Annotated in this window: 13 protein-coding genes; 2 read left to right on the top strand and 11 right to left on the bottom strand. The window is 67.7% G+C overall.

Annotated features, from left to right (window positions below):
- Positions 1–44 precede the first annotated feature (44 nt).
- Positions 45–1,289, top strand: coding sequence for a peptide chain release factor aRF-1 (gene prf1, locus NBT81_RS02975; protein WP_338740949.1), 1,245 nt, complete (start codon positions 45–47; stop codon positions 1,287–1,289).
- A 39-nt stretch (positions 1,290–1,328) separates the two neighbouring features.
- Complete coding sequence (locus NBT81_RS02970) at positions 1,329–2,558, top strand: glycosyltransferase family 87 protein (RefSeq protein WP_338740948.1); 1,230 nt, start codon at positions 1,329–1,331, stop codon at positions 2,556–2,558.
- Here the strand turns inward: NBT81_RS02970 and NBT81_RS02965 are convergent, their stop codons facing one another.
- The 11 genes from NBT81_RS02965 to NBT81_RS02915 form a co-directional block, all read right to left on the bottom strand.
- The gene (locus NBT81_RS02965; protein ID WP_338740947.1) at positions 2,559–2,960 is read right to left on the bottom strand and encodes a DUF6276 family protein; all 402 of its coding nucleotides are present in this window, start codon (positions 2,958–2,960) and stop codon (positions 2,559–2,561) included. It lies immediately after the preceding gene.
- Positions 2,961–3,671: a V-type ATP synthase subunit D gene (locus tag NBT81_RS02960; RefSeq protein ID WP_338740946.1), complete on the bottom strand. Its 711-nt coding sequence runs from the start codon at positions 3,669–3,671 to the stop codon at positions 2,961–2,963.
- A gap of 26 nt (positions 3,672–3,697) precedes the next feature.
- Complete coding sequence (locus NBT81_RS02955) at positions 3,698–4,741, bottom strand: Brp/Blh family beta-carotene 15,15'-dioxygenase (protein ID WP_338740945.1); 1,044 nt, start codon at positions 4,739–4,741, stop codon at positions 3,698–3,700.
- 3 nt (positions 4,742–4,744) lie between these two features.
- Entirely contained in the window at positions 4,745–5,551 is an 807-nt protein-coding gene (locus NBT81_RS02950; RefSeq protein ID WP_338740943.1) for a lycopene cyclase domain-containing protein, read from the bottom strand.
- 110 nt (positions 5,552–5,661) lie between these two features.
- Positions 5,662–6,408, bottom strand: a complete 747-nt coding sequence (locus tag NBT81_RS02945) for a bacteriorhodopsin (RefSeq protein WP_338740941.1) — start codon at positions 6,406–6,408, stop codon at positions 5,662–5,664.
- 79 nt (positions 6,409–6,487) lie between these two features.
- Complete coding sequence (locus NBT81_RS02940; protein ID WP_338740939.1) at positions 6,488–8,131, bottom strand: bacterio-opsin activator domain-containing protein; 1,644 nt, start codon at positions 8,129–8,131, stop codon at positions 6,488–6,490.
- A gap of 86 nt (positions 8,132–8,217) precedes the next feature.
- Positions 8,218–9,627, bottom strand: coding sequence for an ATP synthase subunit B (locus tag NBT81_RS02935; RefSeq protein ID WP_338740937.1), 1,410 nt, complete (start codon positions 9,625–9,627; stop codon positions 8,218–8,220).
- A 1-nt stretch (position 9,628) separates the two neighbouring features.
- Positions 9,629–11,386: an ATP synthase subunit A gene (locus NBT81_RS02930; RefSeq protein ID WP_338740936.1), complete on the bottom strand. Its 1,758-nt coding sequence runs from the start codon at positions 11,384–11,386 to the stop codon at positions 9,629–9,631.
- A 1-nt stretch (position 11,387) separates the two neighbouring features.
- Positions 11,388–11,711, bottom strand: coding sequence for a V-type ATP synthase subunit F (locus NBT81_RS02925; protein WP_338740935.1), 324 nt, complete (start codon positions 11,709–11,711; stop codon positions 11,388–11,390).
- Positions 11,708–12,757, bottom strand: a complete 1,050-nt coding sequence (locus NBT81_RS02920) for a V-type ATP synthase subunit C (RefSeq protein ID WP_338740934.1) — start codon at positions 12,755–12,757, stop codon at positions 11,708–11,710. The genes NBT81_RS02925 and NBT81_RS02920 overlap by 4 nt, the downstream gene beginning before the upstream one ends.
- Positions 12,754–13,335, bottom strand: a complete 582-nt coding sequence (locus NBT81_RS02915) for a V-type ATP synthase subunit E (protein ID WP_338740932.1) — start codon at positions 13,333–13,335, stop codon at positions 12,754–12,756. The genes NBT81_RS02920 and NBT81_RS02915 overlap by 4 nt, the downstream gene beginning before the upstream one ends.

The following is a 13,335-nucleotide window of genomic DNA, read 5'->3' as shown; positions in this document are numbered from 1 at the left end:
CCCCAGTCAAAGATTACTTAGCGCCGACCGGACTAGAGACGACAATGAGTACTGACGCCCAAGAGGCCGACGATGACCGTCGGAAGTACGAGTTCCGGAAGGTCATCGAGGACCTGAAGGAGTACGAGGGCTCCGGGACCCAACTCGTCACCATCTACATCCCCCCGGACAAACAGATCTCCTCCGTCGTCGCTCACGTCACGCAGGAACACTCCGAGGCGAGCAACATCAAGTCCAAGCAGACGCGGACGAACGTCCAAGACGCGCTCACGAGCATCAAGGACCGTCTCCGCTACTACGACACCTACCCGCCCGACAACGGCATCGTCATCTTCAGCGGCGCGGTCGACGCCGGCGGCGGGCAGACCGACATGGTGACGAAGGTCCTGGAGAGCCCACCCGATCCGATCCAGTCCTTTCGCTACCACTGCGACTCCGACTTCCTCACCGAACCCTTGGAGGAGATGCTCTCCGATAAGGGTCTGTTCGGACTGATCGTCCTCGACCGACGGGAGGCGAACGTCGGCTGGCTCAAGGGGAAACGCGTCGAACCCGTCAAGAGCGCCTCCTCGCTCGTTCCCGGCAAACAGCGGAAAGGTGGCCAGTCCGCCCAGCGGTTCGCCCGCCTCCGCCTCGAAGCCATCGACAACTTCTACCAAGAGATCGCGGGGATGGCCGACGACCTCTTCGTTCCCAAGCGCCACGAACTCGACGGCATCCTCGTCGGCGGCCCCTCACCCACCAAAGACGAGTTCCTCGACGGCGACTACCTCCACCACGAACTGCGGGACAAGGTGGTCGGCAAGTTCGACGTCTCCTACACCGACGAGTCCGGGCTCTACGACCTCGTCGACGCCGCACAGGACGTCCTCGCGGACCAGGAGATAATGAAAGACAAGGTGGAGATGGAGGAGTTCTTCGAGAACCTCAACACCGGCGACCTCGCCACCTACGGCTTCGAGCAGACCCGCCGCAACCTCGTGATGGGGTCGGTCGACCGCCTCCTCATCAGCGAGGACCTCCGCAAGGACGTGGTGGTCTACGACTGCAACGGGCAAGAAGAGTTCGAGGTGATCGACCGCCGACACTCGACGCCGGACCACGACTGTTCGGACGGGAGCGACGCCGAGGTACAGGAACGCGAGGACGTCATCGAACACCTGATGGCCATCGCCGAACAGCGGGGGACCGAGACGAAGTTCATCAGCACCGACTTCGAGAAGGGCGAGCAACTCCACGACGCCTTCGGCGGCATCGCCGGCATCCTGCGGTACTCGACCGGAATCTAACCACAGCTTTTTGTCGGTACCGGTCGACGGTCCCCCGCCATGTCAGTCCTCCGCCGTCTCCTCGCGCGCCGCGGGGACCGGCCAGTCTTCGTCGCCGTCGCCCTCCTCGCCTCCCTCGTCCTGTTCGTCCACCCGGCCGTCGACCACTACCTCCGCCTGGCCGGGATCGCACCGCGCTTTGGCTTCTGGGACTTCGGCGCCTACAGCAACGCCGTCGGGCGCTGGCGGGCCGGCGAGAGTTTCTACGTCCAATCCGATGGCGGCGGCTACCACGGGAGCTACCTCTACCCGCCGGTCGTCCTCCTCGCGTTCGCCCCCTTCGTCCTCGCGTTCCCCTTCGCCACCGCCGCGCCGACGTGGGCCGTCTGCACCGTCCTCGTCCTCTGGGTCGCGATCCAGCGTCTCGCCTCGGCGCTCGGCTGTCGGCTCCACCCCGTCGAGCGACTCCTCTCGCTCCCCGTCGTCGCCGGCTTCCAGCCACTTCTCCTGTCGGTGAAGATGGGACAGACCGCCGGACTGCTCGGTGCGTTGCTCGCGTTCGCGGCGGCGACGTCGCTCCGCGGCCGGGGGTACGCCAGTGGAGTGTTCACCGGCGTCTGTGGCGTGATCAAACTCCCGTACGCACCCGCCGGCACACACCTCCTCGCGGACCGACGGCGGTTCGCCGGCGCGGTCGGCGGCGGCGTCGTCCTCCTCGTCTGCTCCGTCCTCGTCTTCGGCATCGGGGCCCATCTGACCTACCTTGAGGTGCTGGAGTGGGGAGTCCGGATGGGAAGCGACGCCCGGTCGCCGCGCCTCTGGCTCCCACCGTACTACCGGCCGCTGTACGGCGTCCCGTACAGCCTGGCGCTCCGCCTGCTCGCCAGCCTCGCGGTCGTCGGGCTCGCGCTCCGGGCAGCCGACGACGGCGACGCCGTCCGCGAGACGACCGCCCTCGGCTTCGCCGCTGTTCCCCTGCTCGCGCCGCTGGCCTACGCGTACTACTTCGTCGCCGCCGTCCCCGCGGTGGTCCTGCTGGTGGCCGCGGAACTCGACCGGCCGGAGGGCTCGCCGACCCTGCCGGTCGTCGGCCTCCTCCTCTTCCACGCCCACTCCTACGGCCTGCGGACCGCCGTCAAACTCGCACCGGAGTGGGTGCCGGCGGGGCCGCTTCAACCTGGTCTCTGGGGGAACCTCCTCCTCGTCGGCCTGGCCGCCCTCCGGGTCGCCCAAGCGGGGGCCGGATCCCCGCTCTCGCTCCGGAGGGCCGTCACGACCGGCCGGGAGTGATCACGCTAGCATCTCGGCCACCTGGACCCGTCGCCGGTCGGCGTCGAAGTGGGGATCGACCCCCTCGGCTGTCGCCAGGCGGTCGAGCGTCAACAGTACGTCCGCGCCCGCGCGCTCGGCGTGCGAACAGCAGTCGTCGATGTCGGCCCGGCGGAGCGCGAGGGAGTCGAGGAGGCCGAGGGCAAGCGCGAGTGCCGCCCCGGCCTCGCCCGTCGGGAAGGCGGGGTGGATCGACGCGAACGGTGGCTCGGCCGACACGCTGCGCTCGGTCGTGGGGGCGTGGGTCCGAAGACAGGAAGAACAGATAGCGGCCGTCTCGCCCGACCCGGGGGCGTGCGAGCGAAGCGCCGACGGGACGGTGAAGACGACGTCGGCGTCGCCGCCGCAGGCCGGACACGACATCTAGTCGTCGGCCGTGACGACGTCGGAGTCGGCGGCCTCGGCCTCCGCCTCCGCCTCCGCTTCGGCTTCGGCTTCGGCTTTCTCCTCGGCTTCCTTCTTGGCCTTGATCTTCTTCAGGCGGAAGATCTCCTCGCGCTCCTGTTCCTCCAACTTCTGCTCGATGTACTCCTTGTTCTCGTGGAGGTCGGGCAGGAGTTTGAACTCCAGGGCGTTGACACGGCGCTTGGTGGTCTCGATTTCGGTCAGCATCTTCTTCATCGCCGTCTCCACCTCGGCGGCGAGGATGATGGATTCGAGGAGTTCCTCGTAGGCGTCCGCGGCCTCGTCGATGCGGGCGGAGGACCCGAGCAGGCCGTACCCCCGCTGATCGAGGCTCTTTTTCACGCGCGAGGACTCGATCTGCGGGACGACCACGCCCATGATGTTCTTCGACTGGGTCGTGATCTCGGGGTGTTCCTTGAGCGCCGCGGCCGCGCCGCGGACGGCCACGTCACCCTCCATCGCCCGCGCCATGTTGATCTTGCGCTGGGCGGTCTCGTAGTTCGCGTCGAGGTCCGCGCGGATATCCTGGGCCTGATCCAGGATGTCCATGAACTCCATGATGAGGCCGTCCCGCTTCTGTTCGAGCGTGTCGTGGCCCCGCTCGGAGAGTTCGATCCGATCCTCGATCGCCATGAGGTTCTTGCGAGTGGGTTTGACGTCCTCGGCCATTGCCGTACAGTTGTGGACGGAGGCGGTTAACCTTTTACTGTTCCGTCCCGTTCGGCCCGGTCCATCCACGTCACGACCGCGACGTGTGGGAGCGTCAGGACTGCGATGAAGACTAGATACAGCGCGGCCAAGCGGCCGGGAACCGTCTCGATGCCGACGACGACGCCCGCCCCGACCAACAGGACGACGGACAGCCCGGTCAGCGGAGCCGCCTCCCGACCCGTCCGGAGGAGCGCCGCGACCGCCCCCCGCTCGACGAAGGCGACACGCGCACCGTCGCGGTCGATCCCGATCAGTCGGGCGATGTGTCGGAGCGAGTGCCACAGACAGAAGTACACCCCGATGGCGACGAGCGGCGGGACGACGAGGAAGTACACCCACAGCGAGAGCGTCTCGACGGCGTCGTGACGCCATGCCGGGCCGTCCGCCCGCCGGTAGCCGGCGAGGAGCGTCGCCGCGGTTACCGCCGCGAACGCGACACCCAGGCCGAGACGGGCGTCGACGGTGACGGAAAGCGCGAGATGGCGGCCGAACAGCGACACCCACGCGTCGACCACCTGCCGGTACCGCTCCGGGTGGGCGAGGAGCGGAACGAGCATCGGCAGCCCACCGCGAACCAAGAGCGTCCCGGCGCGGACCCCGCGCCCGTCGAGGTGGTCGGCGCCGAGGGCGTCCAGCGCGTAGAGGTCGCCTTGCCCCCAGTGGAACCACGTCAGCGCGACGAACAGCGCGGCCGAGACGACCGGAGCGACCGTCCACAGGACGGCGTAGCCGCCCCCGAGCAGGAGGTACGCGACGCCGACGAGCGCCATCCACCGCGGCGCCGTCGGTCGGCCGGCCGCACGGGGCGGCGCGAGGTGATCGACCGCACCGTGTGGTAGCCCGAAGAGGAGCAGGCTCGCCGCGAGGGGCAGGTACCGAACCCAGGGCGGGAGCGTCGCCGCCACGTCCAGGGCCGCCGCGACGACGGCGAGGAGGGCGACGAGGGCGACGGCGGCCCACGCCGGGCGACAGCCGACCGCGCGCATGATCGCCGCGAGTTCGGGATCGGACGCCTGACGGTCAGCCATCGGCTACGGGTAGCGGGGGTCGTCGTCCCCGACGCGGAGCGTCGCCACCGAGCCGTCGGCCCGGCGGTCGAGCACCCACCGGTAGAGGACGAGTCCTTGGACGACGAACAGGTTCGTCACGAGGAAGAAGGTCGCTTCCTCGACGGGGAGGCCGGCGACGGTCAGGCCGGTGGTGTACTCCTCGGAGAGGATCCAGATGCCGTACTCGATGGCGATCCGATCGACGATACACAGATACGCCGTCGGGACGAGCACCCCGATGGCGACGAGTCGCTTGCGCGCCCACAACTGGGGTGCACCGACCCCCCACTGCAGCGCCAACACCGGGGCGGCCCACGCGAGGATCGCCCCGAGGTAGAACGTCGCCGCCGTCCCGAGCAGTCGCCAGCCGGCGACGCCGACGAAGGCGGCGAGGCCGACGGCAGCCAGCCGCGGCCGCCACCGGAGCGCTCGCCCGGCGTCGGGCCACGACCCCGGGAGCGAGAGGTGCGAGAGCCACAGCGCCGTCAGCCACGGCTGAACGAGGATGAACAGGTACTCCTCGACCGGCGCGTGGCCGACCGTGGCGAGCGTGCTCCCGTCGCCGTACCACCAGACGCCCCTCGCGATCAGGTAGTTGTCCCAAGGAATCGTGTACACCAACGCGACGAGAGTGACGATGGCGACCCCGCTCCAGTACCACCGGCCCGCGCCGATCCGTGGCACGGCGTCGGGCAGTTGCGCCCGGCTCACGAACGCGGTTGCGATCATCAGCATCACTGCCGGGACCAGAAACGCGATGTGGAACTGGAGGTACGTGGGGCCGGTCATCGTGGGTCTCCCGTCGGTTGGGTGTGGCGCGGCGGTTGGTCGTCCGCGCGTATAACTCCGCGGGTCGAAGTATCACGAACGGAAACGCCGACTGACCGTCGACGCCGTCGTCAGTCGGCTGCGTCCGCGGCGGCGGTGCTCGATCCCGCGGCGTCGAGCACTTCTCGGCTCGACAGCAGGATGATCCCGAAGCCGACCTTCGCGACCAGATCGAGCACCATGAATCCGGCCGTCTCGATGTACAGCGACACCATCTGGAGCCCCTCGGTGCCGACGATCCACCAGACGGGGTAGATCAACCAGACGACGACGATCAGCGTCCGGAGCGTGCTGAACGTCGACGCGGCGTCACCCGAGAGCCGGCTGGCCTTGTTCCCGAGGGAGCCGTACAGCATGTACAGCAACACGAGCAGGAAGCCCGTGGAGACGCCCCACCAGATCAGCCGGCGGGCCCCCTCACCGAGTGCGCCCGGGCCGGCCGACAGCGTCGCGACGACACCGGTACCGATCATCAACATGTCCAGACCGACCAGCGCGGAGAGCTGGTTCCGGCTCGCCCCGGCGAGCAAGCCGAGGTCGAGCAACAGCAACGGCGTCGTGAAGAACCAGTCCGTGTACCGCGCCCAGTAGATCGGTAGCTCCTCGCCACCGACCGTCACCATCGTCAACCCGAACCCCAGCGCCATCGCGAGATAGTTCGTGAACGCGATGGCCGTGATGAATATGGTGACGATGTAGAACTCCTGACGCCGTTCGTTCGTTTCTCCCCAGCCCCTGGCGATGAAGTACAGCATCCCCAGGAACATGCCGAGCGTGCCGATCCAGAGCCATATCCCCTCGCTGCCTGGTTGTGGCATAATGCAACTGGATACATAGGGGGGAACGGTTGTAAGCGGCGTACACAACTAGTTGGGTTCCGGGGCGATCGGCCGAGGATCAGCCGTCGAACATCGCACCGACGACCTTCCGCTGTGCGGCCCGCAAGTGCTGGTGGAACGTCGACCGACAGACGCCCATCGCCTCGGCGATGTCGTCGCCGGTCGCCTCGTGTGGCCACTCGAAGAAGCCGCCGGCGTACGCCCGAACCAGCGCCGCGCGCTGCCGGTCGGTGAGGTCGGCTTCCAACCGCGCGACGAACTCCGTGTGGGTCTCGGGGCGTCGCTCCCGCTGGCGATACCGGGTCAGGTCCGCACCCTCGAAGCGGTCGGTGACGGCGGCAGCCAGCGACCGAGCGATCGACTCCCGCCCGACCTCGACGGTGAACTCGGCGACCGACGGGGTGATCGTCGCGGCGTGCAGTTCGGCCCCGTACTCGACGAGGAGGTCCCGGATCGACGGGGCAGTGACCGACAGTTCGACGAGACAGTCGTCCTCCCCCTCGACGAGCGCGGCGTGGAGGTCGACCGGGACCGTTCGGGTCGCCGCCCGCGCCTCGTCGGCGTCCGCCCCGTCGACCTCGAACAGGTCGGCCGGATGGTCCCTGTCACCGACGCTCCCGGCGTACTCCAGGCGACAGTCGGCCGCCGCCGCCACCGAGCGCAACGGGTGGTCGCCGACCACCGAGAACTGGAGTTCAATCCGCTCGTCGGCCCGGAGCGTGCGGTGGCTCTCCAGTGCGTTGATACCCGTGGCGACCGTCCGGCCGAGCGCCGTCAGGACGGCGCGTTCGTGGTCGTCGAAGTCGGCGCTGTTCCGAACGTACACGCAGACGACGCCGTAGATGGCGTCGCCGTAGTGGAGGGGAACGACACCGACGGCGGTCGACGCGTCCGCGAGCGGTCGGATGCGGACGGTGCGGTCGTCGACGGCGGTCGACACCGCCGCCGCGACGGGGGAGGGGTCGTCGTCGAACCCGGCGTCGACCGGGATTCGATCGAGACCCTCGTCGTCGGCCATCCAGCCGGCGTCGGCCTGCGGGACGATAGCCTCGTCTGCCGGGTCGTAGCGACCGATACGCGCGCCCGCGTACGTCTCCGACAGTCGCGTGACGACGTCGCGTTCGAGCGACGCCTGTGACCGCGCCTCCGCGACCACACGGGTCACGTCGACGACGACGCCGTCGAGTCGGTCCAGCAGGCGCTCCTGTGTGTCCCGTTCCCGGTCGAGGCGCGACGCGCGCCGGGCGGCCGCACGCTCGGCCCGCTTGCGGCGGGTCACGTCCTGTTGGAACCCGACGTAGTGTGTCACTGCCCCGTCGTCGTCGTAGAGGGGCGCGATGGTCACCTCGTTCCAGAACAACTCGCCGTCCCGCCGGTAGTTGCGGAGTTCGACCGTCGTCGCCTCGCCGGCCTCGATCGCTGCCCGCATCTCCGCGACCGGCGCGTTGCGGGTCCCCTCACCCTGGAGGAACCGACAGTTGCGGCCGACTGCGTACTCGGGTGGGTAGCCGGTGATCCGCTCGAACGCCGCGTTCACGTACACGAGTGGCATGTCCGGTTCGGTCGCGTCGGCGACCGTGATCCCGACCGGTGCCTCGTCCATCGTCCGGGTCTTCAGCGACTCGTCGACGGCCGGCGCGCTGGCGGTGACTCCGGCGTGTGACTCCTCGGCGTCCGGTTCGGCGTCAACCCCCCGTGACATAGTTCCCCACGGGAACGGAGCAACAAATGCGTTTGGTCGGTGTCAGTACGAACCGTGGTGGCGAAAGGACGTGTGGTCGGAAGCGGTCAGTCCGCCGTCGCCTCCTCTTCGACCGCGTCCTCGCGGTAGTACGTCTCGATGAACTCCTCGTCGATCCGGTTGAGTTCCTCCGTGGGGAGTTGCGAGAGGAGGTCCCAACCGATGTCGAGGGTCTCGTCGAGTTCGCGGTTCGTGTCGAAGCCTTGGTCGACGAACTCCGTCTCGAAGGCGTCCGCGAAGTCGAGATACTTGTTGTCGCGCTCGGACAGCGCCTCGCGACCGACGATGTTCACCAGGTCGCGGAGGTCCTCACCCTCCGCGTACGCGGCGTACATCTGGTCGGAGACGTCGGCGTGGTCCTCGCGGGTGAGGCCCTCGCCGATGCCGTCGTCCATCAGCCGCGAGAGCGAAGGGAGCACGTTGACCGGGGGCTGGATGCCCTGGCTGTTGAGGTCGCGGTCGACGTAGATCTGTCCCTCGGTGATGTATCCCGTCAGGTCGGGGATCGGGTGGGTGTCGTCGTCGCCGGGCATCGTGAGGATCGGGATCTGCGTGACCGAGCCGTCACGACCCTGGATCCGACCGGCGCGCTCGTAGAGTTGGGCCAGGTCGGTGTACATGTAGCCGGGGTAGCCACGGCGTCCCGGCACCTCCTCGCGGGCCGCGCCGATCTCTCGGAGCGCCTCGCAGTAGTTGGTCATGTCCGTCAGGATCACCAAGACGTGGTAATCCTTGTCGAACGCGAGGTACTCGGCGGTCGTCAGCGCCATCCGCGGCGTGACCGTCCGCTCGACGGCGGGGTCGTCCGCGAGGTTCATGAAGACGACCGACCGCTCCAGGGCACCGGTGCGCTCGAAGTCGTCCATGAACTCGTTGGCCTCCTCCGCGGTGATCCCCATCGCGCCGAAGATGACGGCGAACTCGGAGTCCTCGCCCTCTTCCTCCTCCTCGGGCACGCTCGCCTGTCGCGCGATCTGGAGCGCGAGCTCGTTGTGTGGCAGCCCCGATCCGGAGAAGATCGGGAGCTTCTGTCCGCGGACGAGGGTGTTCATGCCGTCGATGGCGGAGACGCCGGTCTGGATGAACTCCTCGGGGTACTCCCGGGCGTAGGGGTTGATCGCCGCGCCGACGATGTCCCGTCGCTCGTCGGCTTCGACCGCCGGGCCACCGTCGATGGGTTCGCCCGACCCCGACAGCACGCGCCCGAGGAGGTCCTCGGTCAGGTCCATCTTCAGCGTCTCGCCCTCGAACCGGACGAACGCGTTCTTGTCGATGCCCGAGGTTCCCTCGAACACCTGGATGGCGACGAGGCCGTCTTCGGACTCGAGGACCTGCCCGCGTCGGATCTGGCCGTCCTGGGTCTCGATTTCGACCATCTCGTCGTAGCCGATCGGCTGATCGACCTCGGCGAACACCAGCGGACCGCTGATCTCGGTGATCGTCTTGTACTCTTTCATCTCAGTACAGCTCCCGGATCTGCTCGGTGATGTCGTCTTTCAGTTCGTCCATGTACGCCTCGTACTCCTCCTGGACGCCGATGCGGTTGATGCGTGGCAGCGCCTCGACGTCGCTGATCTCCTCGACTGGGACGCCCGCCTCCAGCGCGTCGAACGCCTCGTCGCTGAACGTCTTGATGGTCGTGAGGATGAGGTAGGTCTTGTCCGGTTCGCAGTAGGTGTCGACGTCGTGGAACGCGTTCTGCTGGAGCCACGCCTCGCGGATGTACCGCGCGATTTCGAGGGTGAGCTGCTGGTCTTCCGGCAGGGCGTCCTTGCCGACGAGCTGAACGATCTCTTGGAGTTCGCCCTCCTCGTCGAGGACGTCGACGGCCCACTGGCGGACCTCGGGCCAGTCGTCGGAGACGTTCTCCTCGAACCACGGGTCGAGTTGTTCGCGGTACAGCGAGTACGACTCGTCCCAGTTGATCGAGGGGAAGTGCCGGCGCTCGGCCAGGTCGGCGTCGAGCGCCCAGAAGCACTTCACGATGCGGAGCGTGTTCTGGGTCACCGGCTCGGAGAAGTCGCCCCCCGGCGGGGAGACGGCACCGACGACCGAAATCGAGCCTTCGGTGCCGTTGATGTTGTCGAAGTAGCCCGCGCGCTCGTAGAACTGGGAGAGCCGCGCGGCGAGGTAGGCGGGGTAGCCCTCCTCGCCGGGCATCTCCTCCAGGCGCGAACTGATCTCGCGCATGGCCTCGGCCCACCGCGAGGTGGAGTCGGCCATCAGCGCCACGTCGTAGCCCATGTCGCGGTAGTACTCCGCGATGGTGATGCCCGTATAGACGCAGGATTCGCGCGCCGCGACGGGCATGTTCGACGTGTTGGCGATGAGCGTCGTCCGAGCCATCAGCGGGTTCCCCGTCTGGGGGTCGGGGAGTTCGGGGAAGTCCTCAATGACCTCGGTCATCTCGTTGCCGCGCTCGCCACAGCCGATGTAGACGACGATGTCCGCGTCGGACCACTTGGCGAGTTGCTGCTGGGTGACGGTCTTCCCGGACCCGAAGGGACCCGGAATGGCCGCGGTGCCGCCCTTGGCGATGGGGAACAGGCCGTCCTGCACCCGCTGGCCGGTCAGGAGCGGTTCCGTCGGCGTCTTCTTGTCGCCGGCGGGGCGCGGTTCGCGCACCGGCCACTCCTGGCGCATCCGGATCTCCTCGCCGCTGTCGAGTTCGACGACCGTCTCCTCGACGGTGAACTCGCCTTCCTCGACGGCCGTCACTTCGCCGCCCTCTGAGTTCGGGGGAACGAGCACCTTGTGCTCGATGGTGACCGTCTCCGGAACCGTCCCGACGACGTCACCCGGTTCGACTGCGTCGCCCTCTTCGACCTCGGGGACGAACTCCCACTCCTTCTCGAGGTCGATGCCGGGGGCGTCGACCCCACGGTCGAGGAAGGCACTGTTCATCTTGTCTTGGAGGACGTCGAGGGGGCGCTGGACGCCGTCGTAGATGGAGTCCAGAAGCCCCGGCCCCAGGTCGACCGTCAACGGCTCGCCCGTGTTCTCGACGGGTTCGCCGGGGGCGACGCCCGAGGTCTCTTCGTACACCTGAACCGTCGTGATGTCGCCTTCGATCTCGATGACTTCGCCCATCAGTCCTTCCTCGCCGACGTAGACGACGTCGTTCATTCGGGCGTCGAGATCGACGGCGGTCACGACCGGACCACTCACGCTGTCGATGATGCCGTCCTCTCGGACGGTCGTGTCTGCCTGACTCATGTTAGTCTTCCTCCATCAGATCGATACCGATGGCTCGCTTGATCTGCTCGCGCAGGCCGCCGCTACCGGCCCCGCCCCCGAGGGTGACGAGCACCGGTTCGATGCTCCCCTCGACGGCGTCCCGGACCTCCCGGGAGAGATAGTCCATGTCGTCGTCGTGCATCACGACGATGCCGACGTCGTCGTCATCGAGCGTCCGCATGACGGCCTCGTCGAGCGCCTCGTCCTTCTCGTCTTCGGGGACGTTCTCGAACGTCCGGACGCCAGCGAGTCGGAACCCCGTGGTGAATTCGGGGCTCCCGACGACGGCGATCTCCTGACTCATAGGATCACCAACTCCCCTTCGATATCGTCCTCGTCGAGCCCCGCCTCGCGGCCGCGGGCGATGGCGCGGATGTTGTCGACCTCGCGCTCCTTGGCGAGGATGTAGGAGAGGACCGGCGCGACCGACAGCGGGTGGACGACGCCGAGCCTGTCGGAGTACTCCAACAGCGCCGCGTCGAGCGCCCGCTCGAACGAGATGAGGCTGTCGGCCCGCTCGAACTCGTCGAGTGCGTCGGACAGCTTGTCACCGTACGGGCCATCACGGATCGTCGCGACGAGTTCGTCGAGGTTCGACGCCAGGGCGTTCAACTCGGTGGCGGAAAACAGCGTTCCGCCCGCGATATAGTACGCCGAGGGGTCGATGTCGGCCCCACTTCGCGCGAGTCGGAGCGCGTTGCGCGCGTTCCGGAAGTCGATCTCTGCCTCGAGGAACTCGCGGTAGGTCTCCGTCGCCTCGTCGACGACGAGGTCCGCGAGCAGCTGCTCGTAGAAGGAGCGGTCGACCGCGTTCTCGAGCGGCACCAACACGCCGCTGTCCTCGTAGTCGTCGAAGGCGTCGGCGAGGGGAGCACCGAACATCGTCCCCTCGAGCAGATCGACGACTTCCTCCACCGAGCCGGCGTCGAGCAGGCGACCGAGGAGCCGCTCCGAGAGTTCGCCGGCCCGGATGAGGTCGGTCTCTACCTCCTCGCGGGCCGCGTCGGAGTAGATCCCACGCAGCACCGTCTTCACGTTCCAAGCGTCGAACTTCCGGAGATACCGGGCGATCAGGTCGTAGAGCCGTCCGTCGGCCCACGACAACAGGTCGTTGAAGTGCTTCGCGAGGTTGCGGTTGAGCGCGTACTCGATGAGGTCGACCCCCGAGTGGCGCGCCCCGAGCGCGTTGATCTCGCGTTCGTACTCCGACTCCTCCATGAAGCGCGCGATCTCGGAGGGGCCCATTCGGACCAACTTCCGGTAGTCGTCGTCGCTGAACAGCGCCGCCTTCCGCGACCGGACGCGTGCCGAGACGTACTCCGGATTCGAACTGCCGGGGCTCGCGCTCATCGCTCGAATAGTCGGTCGCTCAGTTCCTTCAAGTTGTCCTCCCAGACCGCCTCGAGGATCGAGTCGAAGGTGTTGTTCACGCGAACGCGTGACTCCTCGCTCTCGACGACCACACCGCCCAGACAGTCGTACTCTCCGGCGACGCTGAAGCCGTCGTACTCCTCGAGCAGATCTTCGAGCAGTTCCTCGTCGTCCGCCCGACCGTAGACGGACACCGATTCGCCCTCGTCGAACTCCTCGGCGGCCGCGCCCAGAAGCGTCTCCGTCAGCGACCGACGGCGCTCGCCGTCGATGTCGACGACGGTGCTCTCGACCGCCTCGCGGACGTCCGCGAGCGCGTCGCGTCGCGCCTCGAGGCGGGCCTGCTTGGCCTCGAGTTTCGCGCTGGAGACGGCTTGGTCGCGGCGCTGTTCGATCTCGCGCTCGACGGCCGCCTCGCGATCCTCGAGGATCTCTGCGGCGTCAGCCTCCGCGTCCTCGACGATCTCGGCGGCGCGGTCCTCGCCCTCTTGGCGGATTTCCTCCGCACGCGCGCGTGCCTCGTCTCGAATGTCCTCGGCGACTGTTTCTAAACTCAT

This window comes from Haloplanus sp. CK5-1, assembly GCF_037201915.1.
GTDB classification, from domain to species: domain Archaea; phylum Halobacteriota; class Halobacteria; order Halobacteriales; family Haloferacaceae; genus Haloplanus; species Haloplanus salilacus.
This window is presented reverse-complemented; position numbering and strand designations above follow the sequence as displayed.

Excerpts from the sequence above, each read along its gene's own strand:
- NBT81_RS02930 (WP_338740936.1), bottom strand. The coding sequence starts at position 11,386 with ATGAGTCAGGCAGACACGACCGTCCGAGAGGACGGCATCATCGACAGC.
- NBT81_RS02970 (WP_338740948.1), top strand. The coding sequence starts at position 1,329 with ATGTCAGTCCTCCGCCGTCTCCTCGCGCGCCGCGGGGACCGGCCAGTC.
- NBT81_RS02945 (WP_338740941.1), bottom strand. The coding sequence starts at position 6,408 with ATGCCACAACCAGGCAGCGAGGGGATATGGCTCTGGATCGGCACGCTC.
- NBT81_RS02925 (WP_338740935.1), bottom strand. The coding sequence starts at position 11,711 with ATGAGTCAGGAGATCGCCGTCGTCGGGAGCCCCGAATTCACCACGGGG.
- NBT81_RS02915 (WP_338740932.1), bottom strand. The coding sequence starts at position 13,335 with ATGAGTTTAGAAACAGTCGCCGAGGACATTCGAGACGAGGCACGCGCG.
- NBT81_RS02955 (WP_338740945.1), bottom strand. The coding sequence starts at position 4,741 with ATGGCTGACCGTCAGGCGTCCGATCCCGAACTCGCGGCGATCATGCGC.
- NBT81_RS02940 (WP_338740939.1), bottom strand. The coding sequence starts at position 8,131 with ATGTCACGGGGGGTTGACGCCGAACCGGACGCCGAGGAGTCACACGCC.
- prf1 (WP_338740949.1), top strand. The coding sequence starts at position 45 with ATGAGTACTGACGCCCAAGAGGCCGACGATGACCGTCGGAAGTACGAG.
- NBT81_RS02920 (WP_338740934.1), bottom strand. The coding sequence starts at position 12,757 with ATGAGCGCGAGCCCCGGCAGTTCGAATCCGGAGTACGTCTCGGCACGC.
- NBT81_RS02960 (WP_338740946.1), bottom strand. The coding sequence starts at position 3,671 with ATGGCCGAGGACGTCAAACCCACTCGCAAGAACCTCATGGCGATCGAG.
- NBT81_RS02950 (WP_338740943.1), bottom strand. The coding sequence starts at position 5,551 with ATGACCGGCCCCACGTACCTCCAGTTCCACATCGCGTTTCTGGTCCCG.
- NBT81_RS02965 (WP_338740947.1), bottom strand. The coding sequence starts at position 2,960 with ATGTCGTGTCCGGCCTGCGGCGGCGACGCCGACGTCGTCTTCACCGTC.
- NBT81_RS02935 (WP_338740937.1), bottom strand. The coding sequence starts at position 9,627 with ATGAAAGAGTACAAGACGATCACCGAGATCAGCGGTCCGCTGGTGTTC.